This window comes from Parageobacillus galactosidasius, assembly GCF_002217735.1.
In the GTDB taxonomy this organism is placed as follows: Bacteria; Bacillota; Bacilli; order Bacillales; family Anoxybacillaceae; genus Parageobacillus_B; species Parageobacillus_B toebii.
On the sequence record NZ_NDYL01000002.1, the window covers coordinates 1868610 to 1888209 of the forward strand.

20 protein-coding genes and 1 pseudogene are annotated in these 19600 nt (G+C 42.1%); 3 read left to right on the forward strand and 18 right to left on the reverse strand.

Annotated features, from left to right (window positions below; all coding sequences use genetic code 11):
* Positions 1-48: 48 nt before the first annotated feature.
* From atpE to B9L23_RS19040, 4 genes are read right to left on the reverse strand one after another with little or no spacing between them, the layout of a single operon-like run.
* Positions 49-261: a F0F1 ATP synthase subunit C gene (atpE, locus tag B9L23_RS19025; RefSeq protein WP_003253662.1), complete on the reverse strand. Its 213-nt coding sequence runs from the start codon at positions 259-261 to the stop codon at positions 49-51.
* A 57-nt stretch (positions 262-318) separates the two neighbouring features.
* Positions 319-1029: a F0F1 ATP synthase subunit A gene (gene atpB / locus B9L23_RS19030; protein ID WP_081188462.1), complete on the reverse strand. Its 711-nt coding sequence runs from the start codon at positions 1027-1029 to the stop codon at positions 319-321.
* A gap of 27 nt (positions 1030-1056) precedes the next feature.
* Positions 1057-1410 carry an ATP synthase subunit I gene (locus tag B9L23_RS19035; RefSeq protein ID WP_062754421.1) on the reverse strand — a complete coding sequence of 118 codons (354 nt, stop codon included), beginning with the start codon at positions 1408-1410 and terminating at the stop codon, positions 1057-1059.
* 7 nt (positions 1411-1417) lie between these two features.
* Entirely contained in the window at positions 1418-1639 is a 222-nt protein-coding gene (locus tag B9L23_RS19040; RefSeq protein ID WP_015865317.1) for an AtpZ/AtpI family protein, read from the reverse strand.
* A 317-nt stretch (positions 1640-1956) separates the two neighbouring features.
* Between B9L23_RS19040 and B9L23_RS20215 the strand changes: the two are divergent.
* Positions 1957-2109: pseudogene (locus B9L23_RS20215) on the forward strand (RNA-guided endonuclease TnpB family protein); the annotation flags it as partial.
* 257 nt (positions 2110-2366) lie between these two features.
* On the opposite strand, the gene upp reads toward B9L23_RS20215, so the two are convergent.
* The 11 genes from upp to prfA form a co-directional block, all read right to left on the reverse strand.
* The gene (gene upp, locus B9L23_RS19045) at positions 2367-2996 is read right to left on the reverse strand and encodes a uracil phosphoribosyltransferase (protein WP_062754422.1); all 630 of its coding nucleotides are present in this window, start codon (positions 2994-2996) and stop codon (positions 2367-2369) included.
* 122 nt (positions 2997-3118) lie between these two features.
* Positions 3119-4354 (reverse strand): serine hydroxymethyltransferase, encoded by a 1236-nt coding sequence (glyA, locus tag B9L23_RS19050; protein WP_089098254.1) that lies wholly within the window; start codon positions 4352-4354, stop codon positions 3119-3121.
* A gap of 92 nt (positions 4355-4446) precedes the next feature.
* Positions 4447-5025 carry a TIGR01440 family protein gene (locus B9L23_RS19055; RefSeq protein WP_015865320.1) on the reverse strand — a complete coding sequence of 193 codons (579 nt, stop codon included), beginning with the start codon at positions 5023-5025 and terminating at the stop codon, positions 4447-4449.
* Positions 5026-5044: 19 nt separating this feature from the next.
* Positions 5045-5491, reverse strand: a complete 447-nt coding sequence (rpiB, locus tag B9L23_RS19060) for a ribose 5-phosphate isomerase B (RefSeq protein WP_015865321.1) — start codon at positions 5489-5491, stop codon at positions 5045-5047.
* 90 nt (positions 5492-5581) lie between these two features.
* Positions 5582-6877, reverse strand: coding sequence for a methyl-accepting chemotaxis protein (locus tag B9L23_RS19065; RefSeq protein WP_062754428.1), 1296 nt, complete (start codon positions 6875-6877; stop codon positions 5582-5584).
* An 11-nt stretch (positions 6878-6888) separates the two neighbouring features.
* Positions 6889-7335, reverse strand: coding sequence for a low molecular weight protein arginine phosphatase (locus tag B9L23_RS19070; protein ID WP_062754430.1), 447 nt, complete (start codon positions 7333-7335; stop codon positions 6889-6891).
* Positions 7336-7485: 150 nt separating this feature from the next.
* Positions 7486-8040 (reverse strand): manganese efflux pump MntP, encoded by a 555-nt coding sequence (locus tag B9L23_RS19075; protein ID WP_081188468.1) that lies wholly within the window; start codon positions 8038-8040, stop codon positions 7486-7488.
* Positions 8041-8102: 62 nt separating this feature from the next.
* Positions 8103-9149, reverse strand: coding sequence for an L-threonylcarbamoyladenylate synthase (locus B9L23_RS19080; protein WP_081188470.1), 1047 nt, complete (start codon positions 9147-9149; stop codon positions 8103-8105).
* Between the two features lie 199 nt (positions 9150-9348).
* A complete protein-coding gene (spoIIR, locus tag B9L23_RS19085; protein WP_089098255.1) occupies positions 9349-10113 on the reverse strand; it encodes a stage II sporulation protein R in 765 nt (254 codons plus the stop codon).
* Between the two features lie 96 nt (positions 10114-10209).
* Entirely contained in the window at positions 10210-11076 is an 867-nt protein-coding gene (gene prmC / locus B9L23_RS19090) for a peptide chain release factor N(5)-glutamine methyltransferase (RefSeq protein ID WP_089098256.1), read from the reverse strand.
* Positions 11066-12142, reverse strand: coding sequence for a peptide chain release factor 1 (gene prfA / locus B9L23_RS19095; protein WP_062754440.1), 1077 nt, complete (start codon positions 12140-12142; stop codon positions 11066-11068). Before prfA ends, prmC begins: the two co-directional genes overlap by 11 nt.
* A gap of 274 nt (positions 12143-12416) precedes the next feature.
* Here prfA and adhP point away from each other — a divergent pair, with 274 nt between their 5' ends.
* Positions 12417-13439: an alcohol dehydrogenase AdhP gene (adhP, locus tag B9L23_RS19100; RefSeq protein ID WP_062678137.1), complete on the forward strand. Its 1023-nt coding sequence runs from the start codon at positions 12417-12419 to the stop codon at positions 13437-13439.
* Between the two features lie 77 nt (positions 13440-13516).
* Positions 13517-15034, forward strand: a complete 1518-nt coding sequence (gene adh, locus B9L23_RS19105) for an aldehyde dehydrogenase (RefSeq protein WP_089098257.1) — start codon at positions 13517-13519, stop codon at positions 15032-15034.
* 41 nt (positions 15035-15075) lie between these two features.
* Here adh and B9L23_RS19110 read toward each other — a convergent pair whose 3' ends face one another.
* The 3 genes from B9L23_RS19110 to B9L23_RS19120 are packed head-to-tail and all read right to left on the reverse strand — an operon-like array spanning position 15076 to position 19365.
* Complete coding sequence (locus B9L23_RS19110) at positions 15076-16530, reverse strand: sigma-54-dependent transcriptional regulator (protein WP_089098258.1); 1455 nt, start codon at positions 16528-16530, stop codon at positions 15076-15078.
* A gap of 19 nt (positions 16531-16549) precedes the next feature.
* Entirely contained in the window at positions 16550-18214 is a 1665-nt protein-coding gene (locus B9L23_RS19115; RefSeq protein WP_089098259.1) for a sensor histidine kinase, read from the reverse strand.
* A 2-nt stretch (positions 18215-18216) separates the two neighbouring features.
* Positions 18217-19365 (reverse strand): iron-containing alcohol dehydrogenase, encoded by a 1149-nt coding sequence (locus B9L23_RS19120; protein ID WP_089098260.1) that lies wholly within the window; start codon positions 19363-19365, stop codon positions 18217-18219.
* Positions 19366-19600 lie beyond the last annotated feature (235 nt).

The window sequence follows — 19600 nt, forward strand, 5'->3', positions numbered from 1 at the left end:
GATTTTTACGTTGCTTGCCAACGTTGATGAACAAGCGCTACGCAAAAATTAGCGCCCTTGAACCATAAAGGCAATAACAACCGCAATAATCGGAATCGCTTCGACTAACGCAACCCCGATAAACATTGTTGTTTGAAGCATACCGCGCGCCTCTGGCTGGCGTGCGATCCCCTCTACGGTACGAGATACGATTAAACCGTTACCAATACCTGCACCAAGTGCAGCTAAACCAATTGCGATTGCTGCAGCTAATACACCCATTGAAAAGTCCTCCTTTTAGTATTTATTGAAATTTATTGAAGTTGTTTTTATAAAAAATTAATGGTCATGACTCACTTTGTGCGCCATATAAACCATTGTTAACATCGTGAAAATGAACGCTTGGATGGCGCCAACGAAAATACTGAACGCTTGCCAAGCGATCGTTGGAATGATCGCTGCGATCGTACCGCCAACGCCAGTAGCCAATCCACCCGCCAATAAAGCAAGCAAAATTTCTCCAGCATAAATGTTCCCGTATAGACGCAAACCTAATGTTAATGTGTTAGCAAACTCTTCGATAATTTTAAGCGGGAATAAAATCAACATTGGACTGACAAAGCCTTTGGCGTATTCTTGGAATCCACGAAGTTTGATGCCGTAATAATGCGACAGCGCAACAACCATAATCGCCAACGTTAATGTGATCACAGGGTCTGCTGTCGGTGATTTCCACCATAGCTTTCCATCGATGACGATAGAGAACGGAAGACCGAGCATGTTTGCCACAAAAATATACATGATTAAGGTCATGCCCAGTAGATGAAAACGCCCCCCCGTTTTCCAGTCCATGTTGCTTTTGATGATTCCCTTGACAAAGTCGACGACCCATTCAAGGAAATTTTGCATTCCCGTTGGCTTCATCGAAAGATTGCGCGTAGCAGCAACGGCAATGATGAACACAATCACGCTAGTGATCGTTATCATCAAAACGTTGGCTAAGTTAAAGGTAAGTCCTAGAAATTCATATAAAGGAGCTTCATGATGCACTAGTTATCACCTCGCTTCCTTGCCTCATTAATGTATGTGCAGAAAATAATCTATTATAATGACAAAATAAGGTGTCATTAACCCCAATATGACAGGTGCAATGGAAAAATGGTTCGGAAATTGCAATACGACTAAAGCAGCAAGTGCCGCAAGCGCCATTCGTGAAAACGTACCTAGTGAGCGAACACGCTTCCCTTCCGCTACGGCTCGTCCAAATTTCATTACTCGGCTGGCTAATAACCACACACTATAAAATCCTATAGATGTTCCGAACAGCAAGCTCAAAAATAATGTTTTATACTCTGTCATCCCCCAGCCTGCCGCATACATCAAAAGGAGAAACAACGAATATTTTCGCAAATTTCGCATTATATGTTCCATAATTCTATTATTCCCCTGAAAAAAATTGACGGATTGTTCTTAACATTGCAGAGATGCCCGCAGCTAGTCCAAGAAGGAGACCAATAATAAGAAAAAGAGGTTCGGAGTCAAACTTTCGATCAAGCCATCTGCCGCCGAATATACCAATTAAAACAGAACCAGCCAACTGAGAAACAATGGCAGACATCAAACCGATTGCCCGGAAAGGATAGCGTTGGTTTTGCCCCATATCGTTATAGTCCTCACATTCGTAAAAACTATCGTAAAAACTATGTATATAGTGTATCTGAAAACCTTATCATACATCCCCTGTCAAGCATACAATACCATGGGGTCGATGTCAATGTGTTTCATAGAAAAAAACTGTATTATAACAACGAAAATGTTAATAATTTGTGACATTTATTAATTTCTTTTTCACGAGAACATCCGCCGGAAGCCCACTGCTTTAGCTGTGGGAGGAAGGCGGGGTTTATATTTTCAGTATATATTGAATTTTTCGTTCAATATAAGTACACTGGATTTAGAAAGGTAGGTGAATCAAGAATGCTCTGCACTCTCAAGATTAAATTAATGCCAACTCTTGAACAGTTTCATGCGCTGCTGGAAACAATGAAACGGTTTAACCAAGCATGCAACTATATTAGCGAGATTGCTTTTCGCTCCAGAACCTTTTCCAAAACGAAAATCCAGCGGCTTTGACAGACCGTCAAGGGATCAGTTTTGTTGTCGAGCTTGTGGGTACGCTGCCCCTGCCGACAACGTGGCTGCGGAAAACATCCGCAGGGCTGCTGTCAACCAGCCGAACGCGGCAGCCAATTAGGCTAGTTGCAAGCCCACGGCTTTAGCCGTTGGGTAGTTGACTTAATTAGTGTATAATGATATATTTATTTTTTTAGACATAATCTTTAAAAAAAGACGGTATCACTTCCATGAAATGATACCGTCTTTGGAATTTATTTTGTGCCGAATAAGCGATCACCGGCATCTCCAAGGCCTGGAACGATATAGCCGTGATCGTTTAGCTTTTCATCGAGTGCAGCAATGTAAATATCGACATCCGGGTGTGCTTGTTTCACCGCTTCCACCCCTTCTGGGGCAGCAATTAAGCACATGAATTTAATGCTTTTTGCGCCGCGTTTTTTTAAGGCGTTAATCGCTTCTACCGCTGATCCGCCTGTCGCGAGCATTGGGTCCACAACAATAAAATCGCGCTCTTCTACATCGGTCGGCAGCTTCACGTAATATTCAACCGGTTTTAACGTTTCTGGGTCGCGATATAACCCGATATGGCCGACTTTCGCGGCTGGAATCAATTTTAAAATGCCATCGACCATACCGATTCCTGCGCGCAAAATCGGGATTACACCAAGTTTTTTGCCTGCGATTACTTTCGATTTTGCTTTGCTGACCGGTGTCTCAATTTCTACTTCTTCAAGCGGGAGATCGCGCGTAATTTCAAACGCCATCAACGTCGCCACTTCTTCGACAAGTTCACGAAACTCTTTCGTGCCAGTGTTTTTGTCGCGAATATATGTCAGCTTATGTTGAATAAGTGGATGATCGAATACATATACTTTTCCCATTTTGCACTCTCCTCTTTGTTTGCGGTTTACACTTCCATTAATTCTACCGAAAAATATACGTGTATTCAACTACAAACAAAAACGCGCCTCTAAAGACATTCGTCTTAGAGGCGCGTTTTTTGTCAACGATATAATGGGAATTTTTCCGTTAATGCCGCTACGCGTTTTCGCGCTTCTTCCAATTTTGCTTCGTCTTCGTGATGTTTTAATGTAAGACTAATAATGCTTGCGATTTCATCCATTTCTTCCAAACCGAATCCGCGCGTCGTTACCGCGGCGGTGCCGATACGGATGCCGCTTGTCACAAATGGGCTTTCCGGATCGTACGGAATCGTATTTTTGTTGACGGTGATACCGACTTCGTCCAACACTTTTTCCGCCACTTTTCCAGTGAGGCCAAGGGAACGTAAATCAATTAACAACAAGTGGTTGTCTGTTCCGCCGGAAACGAGTGTAAAGCCTTCTTTTTTCAATGCTTCCGCGAGGCGTTTTGCGTTGTTGATGATATTTTGCGCATATGTTTTAAAGCTGTCTTGCAGTGCTTCACCGAGCGCGACTGCTTTCGCCGCGATGACGTGCATGAGCGGTCCGCCTTGAATGCCTGGGAAGATCGCTTTGTCAATTTGTTTTGCAAACTCTTCTTTGCAAAGGATCATGCCGCCGCGCGGCCCGCGGAGCGTCTTATGCGTCGTTGTGGTCACAAAATGCGCATATGGCACCGGATTTGGATGAAGACCTGCCGCAACAAGACCTGCAATGTGCGCCATGTCTACCATCAAGTACGCCCCTACTTCATCAGCGATTTCACGGAAACGTTTAAAATCGATGACGCGCGGATAAGCGCTTGCCCCTGCTACAATCAGTTTCGGCTTATGTATGCGCGCTTTTTCAAGCACATCATCATAATCAATGACATGTGTTTCTGGATCGACACCATATTCGACAAAGTTATATTGAATGCCGCTAAAGTTAACTGGGCTGCCATGCGTTAAATGACCGCCGTGCGACAAATTCATCCCAAGCACCGTATCGCCATGTTCCAAAACAGTAAAATATACCGCCATGTTCGCTTGTGCGCCAGAATGCGGCTGTACGTTGGCATGTTCCGCGCCAAACAATTTTTTCGCCCGTTCGCGCGCGAGATCCTCGACGACATCGACATATTCGCAGCCACCATAATAGCGGCGTCCCGGATATCCTTCGGCATATTTATTCGTTAATACCGATCCTTGCGCTTCCATAACAGCGCGGCTGACAAAATTTTCTGACGCGATTAATTCAATTTTTGATTGCTGCCGTTTCAACTCATTTTGAATCGCTTCAAATACTTGCGGATCTTGTTGTGGCAAGTAGTTCATCACTAGCTCCCCCTCATTTCGAAATAATGAATATTCTTTTTTATTTTACCAGCTTTTTGCGGGTAGATTCAAAGAAAAAATGAACAAAATCATCAGGAAGTGCAAGAAGTATTCGGATTTTCTAAAGAGTAGACTGCGCGGGCGCCGCCGATCAGTTTCGGTCTCGTTTTTGCCAATGTCACATGGGCATGTCCCACTTGCTTTAACGACACGCGCACAGGAACAGCGACATGCTTTAAATGCATGCCGATCAATGTATCGCCGATATCAATGCCGGCATCTGCTTTAATAAATTCGACAACGACGGGATCGTTCATATGACGATACGCGTATTCAGCCATTGCTCCGCCGGCTGTTCGGACAGGGATGACCGAGACGATTTCAAGCTGACGGGACATGGCGGTCTGTCTTTCTACAACAAGCGCGCGGTTTAAATGTTCGCAACATTGAAACGCTAGCTGCACCCCTGTTTCCTCATGCCACTTTCTCAATTCGGCAAACAGCATTTCGGCGACTTCCGTTGAGCCAGCTGTTCCGATTTTCTCGCCGATCACTTCGCTTGTGCTGCAGCCGATGACAAGAATATGCTCGGATGAAAGCGGGACTTGCTTTCGAAATTCACGAATAATCGTCTGCCATTGCTGCTTCCATTCGGATAATGGGGAAGACATATTGACGATTCCTCCCATGTTATAAATGTTTGTTTTCATATTGTGTAATTTTTTCCACGCGTCGTGCGTGACGTCCGCCTTCAAATTCCGTCGTCAACCACACTTTCGCGATTTCACGCGCTAATCCTGGTCCAATGACGCGTTCTCCCATCGCTAATATGTTGCTATCATTATGCTGGCGCGTTAATTTGGCGCTATATACGTCGTGACAGAGCGCGCAACGAATGCCTTTTACTTTATTAGCGGCAATCGTCATGCCAATTCCGGTGCCGCAAATTAAAATGCCGCGATCCACTTCCCCGTTTGCGACTTTTTCCGCAACTGGAATCGCGTAATCAGGATAATCGACCGATGTTTCGCATTCACATCCTAAGTCGATGTACTCGATCCCCATTTCGTCCATTAATTTTTTAATTTCTTCACGAATATGAATTCCGCCGTGATCAGATGCAATCGCTACTTTCATGTTCATTTCCTCCTTGTTTTGTCATATAGAAAAAAGCCGCCTTTCTATTCATTTTACATGTTTCCGATATAGAAGGCGACCTTTCTAATTTTATCTTGTACCAAATTGGTCGATCGTTTCTTTTAATTTTTTCGCTTGTTCCGCCAATTCTTCCGCTAGTTTGTTTACATGCTGAATAACAGAAGTTTGTTCTTGTGTCGCCGCCGTTACTTCCATCGCCCCAGCCGACGTTTCTTCGGCAATCGCCGCAACTTCTTGTGATTGAATCGATGCTTTTTCGATATGTGACATTTGTTCTTTCGCTAATTCCGCAATTTCATGGACGGAACGAACGACTTCGTGAATCGATTTGGTCATTTCCGCAATCGCGTCGTTCGTATCGGCGCCTTTTGCGGCTTCTTCATTCGCGGATTTTACTTGCTCATGAATTTGTGATACGACATGTGCGACTTCCTTTTGAATGTTTTGAATCAGCTCAGAAATCCCTTGAACCGCTTTTGCGCTCTCATCCGCAAGCTTCCGGACTTCTTCCGCGACAACAGCAAAACCTTTTCCATGCTCGCCAGCTCGCGCCGCTTCAATGGAAGCATTTAAGGCAAGCAAGTTCGTTTGCCCGGCAATATCACCGACTAGAGAGATAATGTTTTCCACTTCTTTCGCGTGTTGCTCCAGCCGCTCGACCGCACTTAAAGACGTTTGATTATTGCGCGCCAATTGTTCGATTCCGCTGACAAGCGAACTAATGACTTCACGGCTTTTATGTAATGTTGTCACCATTTCCTTCGCTAATTGTTCGGATTGATTCGCCTTTTGCTGCACTTGATTCGCAATGCGCAGCACATCATCCACCGACTCAGCAGCCGTTTGCATCGATACAGCAGAGTCATTCGCGCCTTTAGAAATTTCTTCAATCGTGTGGGCAATATCTTTCGAACGCTCTGCCGCAACAAGGGAAGCGTTCGTAATTTCCACGACTTTCTCATTCGTGCGAGAAAAATTATCTTCAATATTTTTCACGATTGTTCGCAAACTTCGCAACATTTCATTAAAAGCAATCCCTAATGAGCGGATTTCATCATCTGATTTGGGCAACGGAACATCTTCATTAATTTGTCCGCTTGCTGCTTTGATTGCCGCCTGTTCTAACCGATGCAACGGCTTTACGATCAATCCTGATGCCATGTATGCAAGCAAGCCTGACCAAATGATTCCAAGCAATAGTATAATAATGGTAAACGCGCTTTTGTTCATCGAAGTGAAGAATAAATCATACAAAACATAAATAAAAAATGCGCTTGTAGAATACGTAATGATGGCCAATATGGTTGTAAATGCAACAATTTTTAGACGTAAACTAAAACGATATCTCTGTTTTGCCCTTTCCATTCCCTTTCCTCCTACTGATTTCCACCAAGCTTACGCACGAGGTGATCAATCAGCTTTTCTAGCTCATCTCTCGTCTTGCGATACGTTTCAACAGAACCGCCAAACGGATCGGATACGTCCCCTTGTTTTCCGAAAACAAATTCTTTGAGAGTGAACGTTTTCTCTTTCGCTTCTGGAAATCTTTCAATGATTAACTGCTTATGCCCAGCCGTCATGGCAAAAATATGCGTCGCCCAATCGATATCTTCTTTTTTCAGCATTGATGAACGATGTTTTGTTTCGATTCCCTTTTCCTTTAACACCGTTTTTACGTGAAGCGAAGCATCGCTTCCTTCCGCAGCAAACACCCCCGCTGATTTCACCTCCAAATCTGGCAATTGTTTGCTTTTTAATAACGCTGCCGCCATCGGGCTGCGGCATGTGTTTCCCGTACAAACAAATAAAATGCGATGCGACATACAAACACCTCTTACCGTTCATAACTCGACTAACGTACAAATTAATTATAATAAAAATTACCAGCAAAATATAGTGTCAAAAAAGCGGCCCAAAAAGTTCAAACTTCTTTTTGGAGCAGCTCTTTTGTTTTTTAGTGAGCAGCGGCCAACTTAAAACGAAAATAATAGTTTCAGCCCCAACGCTAACAAAATACTGCCGCCAAGCGCCTCACTGTAAGCACCAAGCCATTGTTGGAAATGGCGCCCTAACATTAATCCCATCCACGTCAACACCGTGCTGAAAAAACCGAACAATAAAATCGTAAGCAATGTTCGCGCGCCGTAAATGCCGAGACTAAGCCCGACGGAAAAGCTGTCAAGGCTCACACTAAAAGCAAAAAAAATAAGTCCTATTCCCATTGGCGAAACAAACCTATCGCTTTCCTTTTTAAAGGATGTAACAATCATTTGAATTCCTAACAATAGCAGCAACGCCCCTCCGATATAAGAGGCGATGCTGCCAAATTGGTATGATAAAAAGCGGCCGAGGAACATTCCTAAAAACGGCATAATAATATGAAAAAGCCCAATCATAATGCCTATGTAAAAAATTTGTTTTAATTGCAATCGAAACAACCCCATGCCTAATGCGACGGAGAATGCATCCATTCCTAATGCAAACGCCATCATCGATAGTGCCACAAGTTCGCCGATGAACATCTTCATTTGATTTCCCTCCCGGACTTGCCTTACTGTTAACATATGCATGTCCGGGAATTTTAGAAGATTTATTTTTCATCAATCACTTGATGACCTGCGGCTTTTTTCAGCCGATTCATAATAGCTTCTCCAATTCCTTCTGTCGGAAACGATTCGCTATAAATGAAATCAACATCTGTTTCGTCAAATTTTCGAAGCGTATCATATAAATGGCTTGCTACGGTATGTAAATCATGACGCGATCCGCACGCTAACACTACATCGGCATCATAAAAAGAGCGGTTTTCTTCTGTCGTTAGGACACCGACTTTTTTTCCAAGCGTACGTTGTTTATTCACAAGCGTTTGCAAAAAAGCCGGAGAGCCTTGAACAATCGCCATTGGTGATTTTGGGGCGTAATGTGTATATTTCATTCCCGGTGATTTCGGTGTTTGCCGTTCATCGGTTAGCGCGCTATCTACGAAAACATTTCCGATCACTTTCTCGAGTGCTTCCTTTGTTACACCGCCCGGACGTAAAATTGTCGGCACTTTCGTTGTACAGTCAAGAACGGTCGATTCCACTCCAATACCTGTTTCCCCGCCATCAACAATGCCAGCAATCCGTCCATTTAAGTCAGCGAACACATGCGCCGCTGTCGTTGGGCTCGGACGCCCTGATATATTGGCACTCGGCGCGGCCAATGGCAATCCGCTGGCTTCAATTAACGCAAGGGCGACTGGATGTGCTGGCATGCGCACCGCTACAGTAGGCAACCCTGCTGTTACTGGATCAGAAATCACTCCTTCTTTTTTTGGCAGAACGAGCGTAAGCGGTCCTGGCCAAAAGCGTTTTATTAACGTATGCGCCACATCAGGAATGGCAGAAACCATCTCTTCTAGCTGTTTAAGATGAGCGATGTGGACAATAAGCGGATTATCACTTGGGCGGCCTTTTGCCGCGAAAATTTTTTCCACTGCTTTTGCATCTTTCGCGTTTGCCCCCAGTCCATACACCGTTTCCGTTGGGAAAGCGACAACCTCGCCGGATTTCAATAGTTGTGCAGCCTCTTTAACCTGTGGATAAATACTTTGTTTATCAACAATATTATCCACAATCCAAATATTCGTTTCCACTCTGTTCCCCCCAACTATCGTTGCTGCTTGCTAGCAAAATAGTATAAAAATATCAACAATCTCTTCGAGAATTATATCTTAAAATGAAAAAAAGAAAAAAGTTTCGCAAAATTTATCCACAAAATGTGGATAAATGTGTTATTTTAGTGGATAAGTTTGTGGATATGTGAGTGAGTTTTACACATTTATCCACAAACTATTATGGAATCAATTGTTCAATAAGTTCTTTCACGAAAAATTTGACTTCCACAGGTTGATCATTTTCTGCTACAAACGGAGACGGCGTCGTTGCTATACTTGCCCGCTTTACTTCCTCTTCTTTTATGGTTTTTTCCTTCTTGCTGCTTTGTTCTTGCTGTTCGTCTGTTTCTACCGTTTCCTTATTCTCTCCTTGTGCAGGAGCGAACACCTCTTTTTTATTGTCATTGGCGTCGTATGGTTGCTCGTTCATTCGCACCGCATCGCTATTGCTAAAATCAAGAAAACAAAGCGGCGGAAATAAAACGCACCACCAGTTTGCTCCTTTTCCCTCGCCAAGCGTAATTAAAACAGCATCATATTGCCCGGCTGGATAAACGTAATTCCCATAAATTTTTGTCGGAAAATCGACTTTTCCGAACTGTACTTTATACGATTGATCGCTGTGTTCTTTTCGCAACACATCCGCTACAGTTTGTTCAATTTCTGGAATATGGGATCGAATCACTCGCTTTGCCTCTTGAAAAGACGTTAAATCGGCTACCCACCCATTAATTTGCGCATTCACCGCGTTGCGCACTTTTCGTTTCAACGCTTGATCTTCCGCAGAATCGCTATTGGCTAAAATCCGCAGACGGATCGCTTCGTCCGGAATAGCGACCGTCGCGTTTTCCCCCGCTTTCGTTTGATGGCCATATACATTTACCAGCACCCCGATGATTAATAGAAGTATATATAAAATAATTCCGATATTTTTTTGGTTCATTTGCTTGCACCGTCCTTTCACTTTTCATTGTGGACAGCGCAAGCAAATTTTAAACTCTATCAATCTAAAAAAATAACTTCCAGGTGGTACCGGAAGTTATTTTCCTAATGATGCATATACCATTCGGTCTTTTCCGTTAATGTCGAAAACAACTTCCACCTCTGCTTGTGGAAACGTCTGCCGCAATATTGCCGCGACCGTCTCTCCCTGCCCAGCTCCTACTTCGAACGCGACAAGCGCGCGTTCTTTTAATACGAATGGCAGCTCGCGGGCGAAACGGCGGTAAAAATCAAGGCCGTCTTTGCCGCCGGAAAGCGCCCGTAAAGGCTCGTAATCTTTTACGACAGGGGAAAGCGAAGCAATTTCATTTTCCGGAATATACGGCGGATTGGAAACGACAATGTCTACTTTGCGATTGGCCTCTATAAGGGGCTGCAATAAGTCGCCGCAAATAAATGCAACATCCGCTCCAAGACGTTCCGCATTTCGCCTTGCCACTTCCAGAGCCTCGGGAGCAATATCGATGGCCGCAACGCGAAGCGATTTGTTTTCTAATGCCAGCGTAATCGCAATCGCCCCGCTTCCTGTCCCGACGTCGACCACATCGATCGTTTTATTTCCCGGGAATAATTGTGTGATTCTGGTTAGCACGCCTTCCACTAATTCCTCTGTTTCCGGGCGGGGGATCAGCACATTGCGATTGACGAGAAACGGCCGGCCGTAAAATTGTTCCAAACCGATCAGATGCTGCACCGGAACATGTTCATACACATGCTTACGAACGTCCGCTTCAAATGATTGGCGCACGTTTTCATCGATTGGATCGCGCAGCCGGGCAAACAGCTGCGCTCTTGTGATTTGCAAATGGTGGCAAAGCAATAGTTCCGCGGCCCGCTCTTCTTTGCCATGTTGTTTTAAAAAAGAAGAAGCCCATGTGAGGACTTCGTAAATTTTATGACTCATTGTTCGCTTGCTCCAATTTTTTTGATTGATCGTCTAATATCAGTGCTTCAATAATTTCATCGAGGTTGCCGTCTAACACTTGGTCAAGCTTTTGAATCGTCAATCCAATGCGATGGTCGGTCACACGGTTTTGCGGGAAGTTATACGTGCGAATTCGCTCCGAACGATCCCCTGTTCCAACTGCTTGTTTGCGCGTCTGATCGTATTCCGCGCGCGCTTCTTGTTGGTATTTGTCATAAATGCGGGCGCGTAACACTTTCATTGCTTTTTCTTTGTTTTTAATTTGCGATTTTTCGTCTTGGCACGTTACGACAATTCCCGTTGGAATGTGCGTCAAACGAACCGCCGACATCGTGGTGTTCACGCTTTGTCCACCCGGTCCGCTCGATGCAAACGTATCGACGCGAATATCTTTTTCGTTAATTTCGACTTCGATTTCTTCCATTTCCGGCAAACAAGCAACCGTTGCCGTCGATGTGTGAATACGTCCGCCAGATTCCGTTTCCGGGACGCGCTGCACTCGGTGCGCGCCGTTTTCGTATTTCAGCTTGGAATACGCTCCTTTTCCGATAATCGTAAAAATAATTTCTTTATATCCTCCAAGCCCGGTCGGACTCGCTTCAATAACTTCCGTTTTCCATCCTTGCGATTCCGCATAGCGTGTATACATCCGGTACAAGTCGCCGGCAAATAGCGCCGCTTCCTCACCGCCTGCCGCGGCACGGATTTCCATAATAACGTTTTTCTCATCGTTCGGATCTTTCGGAAGAAGAAGAATTTTTAACTTATTGACAAGCTCTTCTTCTTTTTGTTCCAACTCATCAATTTCTTCTTTCACCATTTCCCGCATTTCTGGATCAAGCTTCTCTTCTAACATCGCTTTTGCCTCATCCAGCTGCTTGCGGACCGATTTGTATTCGCGATACGTTTGTACCGTTTCTGATAAATCCGATTGCTCTTTCGAATAGTCGCGAAGTTTTTTTGGATCGTTAATCACTTCTGGATCCATTAGCAGTTGATTTAATTTTTCATAACGTTCTTCTACTGCTTCCAGACGTTCAAACACGTTTTTCACCTCTGTTTTTCGATGCACAGTCTAATTTATTATTATATCCCAAATATATGAAATAGAAAAGGGTGCATAGTGAAGAGAGCTTCACAAGCCAATTAAAATCAACATTACGAAAATTAGTCAAAATCATCGAGATTTCGTTCAATTTTAACAAAAATTCGGCAAAAAATAGATATTGGTCATAGAAAAATCGTTTTTTTCTATTGGCATACTTTTTGCAAAGTAAATTAGCGAAACTATTTTTCAAATTTAGAAAGGGGTAGGGAGAATGAAAGCAGCAGTCGTCAATGAATTTAAGCAAAAATTAGAAATTAAAGAGGTGGAAAAACCGAAGCTAAACTACGGAGAAGTACTTATCAAAATTGAAGCTTGCGGGGTTTGCCACACCGATTTGCATGCTGCGCACGGAGACTGGCCAGTCAAGCCAAAATTGCCTTTAATTCCTGGACACGAAGGGGTAGGGATTGTTGTCGAAGTAGCAGAAGGAGTAAAATCCGTTAAAGTAGGTGACCGTGTCGGTGTCCCATGGCTATACTCCGCTTGCGGAGAATGTGAATATTGCTTGAGCGGGCAAGAAACACTTTGCCCACATCAATTAAACGGTGGATATTCCGTCGATGGGGGATATGCGGAATACTGCAAAGCACCTGCCGATTATGTCGCAAAAATCCCAGAAAATTTAGATCCAGTCGAAGTCGCGCCGATTCTCTGCGCGGGAGTAACGACATACAAAGCGCTAAAAGTGTCTAACGCCAAACCGGGAGAATGGGTAGCCATCTACGGAATCGGAGGATTAGGGCATATTGCTCTTCAATACGCGAAAGCAATGGGATTCAACGTTGTCGCGGTCGATATTAGCGATGAAAAAATAGATCTTGCCAAACAATTGGGGGCGGATATTGCTATTAATGGACTAAAAGAGGATCCAGTAGAAGCTATTCATGAAAAAGTAGGCGGAGTGCACGCTGCCATTAGCGTTGCCGTAACGAAAAAAGCGTTTGAACAAGCCTATAAATCTGTAAGACGCGGCGGATGCCTTGTTGTTGTTGGATTGCCTAACGATGAACTGCCAATCCCTATTTTCGATACGGTATTAAATGGAATTACGGTGAAAGGATCAATCGTCGGTACGAGAAAAGATATGCAAGAAGCGTTGGATTTCGCTGCGAGAGGAAAAGTACGCCCTATTGTAGAAACCGCTCCACTAGAACAAATCAATGAAGTATTTGAGAGAATGGAAAAAGGAAAAATTAACGGCCGGGTCGTTTTAACAATCGGTGTAAACCGTTAATGGAACATATGATCCACACGGGAGACGGTCTTTTTGACCGCTCCCTATTCAAAATGACATTATAGGAGGGAAAAAGCATGATTTATAGCCGCCCAGGAGAAAAAGACGCAAAAGTACAATTTAAAACAAGATATGATAATTATATTAATGGTGAATGGGTTCCGCCTATTGGAGGGCAATATTTCGAAAATATCACCCCTGTAACTGGCGAAGTGTTTTGTGAAGTCGCTCGCTCCCAAGCAGAAGATATTGAGTTAGCGTTAGACGCTGCCCATGCTGCAAAAGAATCATGGGGAAAAACTTCTCCAGCGGAAAGAGCGTTAATTTTAAATAAAATTGCCGATCGCATTGAGGCTAATCTAGAAATGCTCGCGGTAGCTGAAACGTGGGACAATGGCAAGCCTATTCGAGAAACATTGAATGCTGACTTACCGTTATGTATTGATCATTTTCGTTACTTTGCCGGAGTTATCCGCGCCCAGGAAGGCACGATCAGCCAAATTGATGATGATACAGTAGCTTATCATTTCCATGAACCGTTAGGCGTTGTTGGACAAATTATTCCTTGGAACTTTCCGTTATTAATGGCTGCATGGAAAATCGCTCCCGCACTGGCAGCGGGCAATTGCATTGTGTTAAAACCAGCAGAGCAAACTCCTGCTTCCATTATGGTGCTGATGGAACTTATCGGTGATCTATTGCCACCAGGAGTACTAAATGTCGTTAATGGATTTGGTCTTGAAGCTGGAAAACCTCTAGCTTCGAGTTCACGTATCGCCAAAATCGCCTTTACCGGAGAAACGACAACAGGTCGGCTTATTATGCAATATGCTTCCCAAAATATCATTCCAGTTACTCTTGAGCTAGGCGGCAAATCTCCAAACATATTTTTCCCTGACGTGATGGATCAAGAAGACGAATTTTTAGACAAAGCCATTGAAGGATTTGCGATGTTTGCTCTCAACCAAGGAGAAGTATGTACATGCCCATCTCGAGCGCTCATTCATGAATCAATTTATGATGATTTTATGGAACGAGCGTTAGAGAGAGTAAAAAATATTAAAACAGGAAACCCATTAGATACTGATACAATGATGGGTGCACAAGCCTCATCCGAACAAATGGAAAAAATACTTTCTTACATTGAAATTGGTAAACAAGAAGGAGCAGAATGCCTCATCGGTGGAGAAAAAAACATTATTGAAGGATTCGAAAATGGATATTATATTAAGCCGACTGTATTTAAAGGTCATAATAAAATGAGAATCTTTCAAGAAGAAATTTTTGGACCGGTTGTATCTGTTACTACATTTAAAGATGAAAAGGAAGCATTAGAAATTGCCAATGATACATTATATGGCTTAGGTGCAGGAGTTTGGACACGAAATATTAATCTTGCCTATCGTTTTGGTAGAGGTATTCAAGCTGGTAGGGTATGGACGAATTGTTATCACTCGTATCCAGCCCATGCTGCATTTGGCGGTTATAAACTATCTGGATTTGGACGGGAAACACATAAAATGATGCTATCCCATTATCAACAAACAAAGAACTTATTGGTAAGTTACAGCCAAAAAGCCCAAGGATTTTTCTGAAAAATAAAAATAATATGTTAAAAAGGGACTGCTTTTAAATTTTATTCTTTTAAAGCAGTCCCTTTTTCTTTCAGTAAATAGCGAAGCTGGCGCACCGTAATGTTTAACCGTTCTGCCGCTTCTTTTTTATCTCCTAATGTTTCCTTCAACGTTTTCCAAACGAAAAATCGTCCGATCTGTGTTTCTAAATCTTTTACGGCATCTAAAACATGTTGAAGATCAAGCCGCTCATTGTTTTCTTTCCATAATGATAAAATATAGCTGGTCCAGTTTTGTAAGTAAGATTCTAAATCCATCTCGTTGTTATTTTTAATTTCACTTGATGGAATCGAAGATATATTCGTTTCCGTTCTTATTTTTTCTGGAAGATAATCAGGAGTGATGACCATCGTTTCGCCTTCCGCCAACGTCACCGCTCTTTTTACGATGTTAAAAAGCTCTCTCACATTTCCCGGCCATGGATATTGTTTCATTTGCAAAATGGCATCGTCGGAAAAAATAAGAGTAGAATTCAGCTTTTTTAAAAAGTGCTTGATCAAAATAGGTAAATCATCTATCCGTTCTCTTAAAGGAGGGATCGTTAATTTTACTACATCTAACCGGTATAATAAGTCTTCACGAAACGTTTTTTCTTTTACCGCCTGACTGAGATTGACATGAGAAGCGGCAATAATTCTAGCATTGGTTCTACGGACGGTTTCGCCACCGACGCGAATATACTCTCCTGTTTCCAACACACGTAATAATTTTACTTGTGTAGCTAAGGATGCTTCCCCTATTTCGTCCAAAAATAATGTTCCTCTGTTCGCGATCTCGAAAATTCCTTTCTTTTCTTTCAACGCTCCCGTAAACGCCCCTTTTTCATGGCCAAACAATTCGCTTTCAAGCAGCGTTTCCGACAGCGCTCCGCAGTTGATTCCAATAAAAGGCTGGTCATAACGCATGCTTGCTTGATGAATAAAATGCGCGAGCACTTCTTTTCCCGTTCCGGTCTCTCCTTCAATTAACACGTTTACATTTTTTTTCGCAATTTTATAAGCAAGCTTGATTAAATCGTTCATTTCTTTATTCGTTCCGATAACAAAACCGAGCGCTTCCGCCAACTCATACATATCCTGTTGAGACGAATGGATTTCACTATCGAGCAATTCTTCAATGATTTTTTCTAACTCATCAATATCGTCAAATGGCTTCTCAATATAATCACTTGCGCCATACTTAATTGCTTCTACCGCAGTCTTCACAGTGCTGTATCCCGTCATAATAATGACCTTGCACGATGGTTGAACGGCTTTTAACTGTTTTAACAGTTCCAACCCATTTGTGTCTGGCAGCTTTACATCAATTAAGGCAAGGTCAAATGAATATTGTTGAATTAATTTTAAAAAGTCTTTGCCGTTCCATCCTAACTTGACATGATATCCTTTTCCCTCTAACAAATGAAGAAAAAATGTACATACTTCTCGTTCATCGTCAATCACTAACACATTGGGCATTAATTGTTCACTCCCACGTTTATTGCTTTGCCGGCAGCTTTAACATAAATGTACTTCCTTTTCCAGGATGGCTTATCACCTCGATGGTCCCTCCGTGAGCTTGCGCGATTCCTAAGCTGACGGATAATCCAAGCCCCGTTCCTTTCCCGGGCCTTTTCGTCGTAAAGAAAGGATTAAAAATCTCTTGCAAGTATTGTTCTTCAATTCCTTTGCCGTTATCTTGAACCGATAAAAGCACCCACTTTTTGCCGTCTTCCGTAATCGATTTTGTTTCAATAGAAATGACTTTTTTTGGAATATCCATCTCTTCCAATGCGTCTTTTGCATTAATTAAAAGATTTAAAACAATTTGTCCGATTTGCTGAATATTTCCTTCAATCAATTCCAGTGAACGATCTAATTTTTTCTGAATGATGATATTTTGTTTCTTAATTTGATCGCCGATTAACCCTAGCACTTGTTCCACCGCTTCATTGACAGAGCAATCTTCAAACATATATTCATCTTGCCGGGAGAAAGTCAATAAATTTTGGATAATCGTTTTACATCTCTTTCCACATGAATAAATATCGGAAAGCAATTTGTAGGATCGATCATCCTTTGATGCCGTTCTTAACAGCAATTGGGCATTGCCTAAAATAGCCGTTAATGGGTTATTCAATTCATGGGCGATTCCCGCTGCCATCTCCCCGATTGCAGCTAACTTTCCTGATTGAACTAATTGCGCTTCAATTCGACGTTTTTCCGTAATGTCATTAATATAAATAATAATGGCATATATGTGTTGACTTTCATTGAATACTGGATAAGCACGCAATTCACATACTCGCTTTTGAAAATGAATCTCTTGATACACAGGCTTTTTTGTTTGAACCATTTCCAGAACGGGACTGTTATGGATGTCTAACGATAAAAGTTGATGAAAGTTTCGTTTCTCCCGTGGATATAAATGAAGTTGGAAAAAATCTTTCGCTGCGTCATTATATTTCAAAATATTTCCTTCTAAATCAACGACTAAAATCATCTCCGAAACCGCGCGAAATGTTTCCTCCCACTCTTTTTTGCTAGTGAGAACCTCGTTATAAAGACGAGCATTTTCGATGCACACGGCTAACTGGTCACAAAACTGTTGAAAGAAGGTCAAATCATCTTCGTCATATTCCATCATTTCTTTACTTCCTATACTGAACACACCGATGACTTTCCCTTTGTGAATAAGCGGGACTAACAATACACTGCGAATTCCTAAAGATTCATATACTTTATTTTCTATATAGTCTTCATAGTTTTCTTTATTGGAATCTACTTGATAAAAGATTTTTTCAAGTGATTCAACTGCTTTCCAATAAAGGGAATGCTCTTTTGACAACTCAAATCCAATCGGAAAATACAATGAGTGAGGAGGATAAACATTGGTTAAAATCAATTTTTCATTTTCATACATAGATAAACTAATTCTTTCGATTGGAAAAATCGTTTGCAGCTTATCAAAAACGTTTTTCAACATTTCATCGATGGACATATCGACATTAAAACTTTTTGTTACATCATTAATAATTTCCAACTGCATATTTTTCTTTTTGAGCTCAATCACCGTTTTCTTTAATTCGTTATAGTAACTTTTTTTCGAAGACTGAACGCCAGTTAATAAGTTAATCATTTGTTGTCGATCTTCTACTTTCATCTTTACCATGCCCTTCTAAATATTTCTTCAATATCTTCTACTGTGACATCTCGAGGATTGGTGATCATACAAGCATCATGGAAGGCGATGACACTCATATGCGGTATTTCGTCTTTTTCTAATCCTATATCGGATAATCGTTGCGGAGCGTCAATCTCCATTGATAATTGTTTTACATACTCAATCGCTTTTTTTCCCGCTTCCATGTATGACAATCCTCGAATATCAATACCAAGAAATGTCGCGATATCCGCAAATTTTTTCGGGGTGGCCAATAGATTATATTCCATCACATATGGAAGTAAAATAGAATTGATATCACCATGAAGAACTGGATACTTTCCTCCGACCGCATGCGACATCGCATGCACCGCGCCTAAAATGGCGTTAGAAAACGCAAGGCCAGCCTGCAAACTAGCCATTGCCATATGTGTCTTCGCTTCTTTGTTTATTTTTGAAGCAACAGATGGACGCAAATATTCTGATACTAAAGAAATAGCGTTTTTTGCTTGAACATCGGTTAATGGGGTTGCGGCTAAACTTACGTATGATTCAATACCATGCGTTAAAACATCTAAGCCGGTTGAAGCAGTTAAACGGGCGCTTTTTGTCGATAATGTTTCTGGATCAATAATTGCAATATCTGGAATAAGTGATTTGGAAATAATCGTCATCTTTTTTTGCCCTAACGTATCTACGATTACTGAAAATTGCGACACTTCAGAGCCTGATCCAGCCGTTGTAGGAATCATCACTTGTGGAGGCAATGGGTTTCTGATTTTGTCCACCCCTTCATAATCGTGAATCTTTCCTCCATTGGTGACCAAAATGGCAATGGCCTTCGCCACATCTAAAGGACTTCCTCCACCAATTCCTATGATCGCATCACATTCATTTTCTATATAAACTTTGCATCCTTTTTCCACTTCGATATCTTTTGGATTAATCGTTACATCGTGAAATATCGTGTATTTTAAATTCGCCTGTTTGCAACTTTTTACGGCAACATCTAACCATCCGGCTTCGATCACTCCTGGGTCACTGACAATTAAAACGTTAGTTGCTCCAAGTCGCAAGCAGCTTTCCCCTACTTGCTCAATAGCACCATTGCCAAAAATAACCTCGGGCATCACAAATTTATGAATATTCATATTCCCCCACCTAACCAAAAAATTGTCAAAGTCATCTAAAGGACATTTTATTCGACACCATTATGTATATTCCTACATTCAATTATATCAATTTAGGTGTATTCTCGACATATAATAAATTGGATACCTCTTTTCCATCGAATTTAGCCAAATTTTTCTTTTTTACTCAAAAACGTATAAAAAAGCATAACTAACCATCAAATTACAATATTTGATGAAGAAAAAGATCCATCTT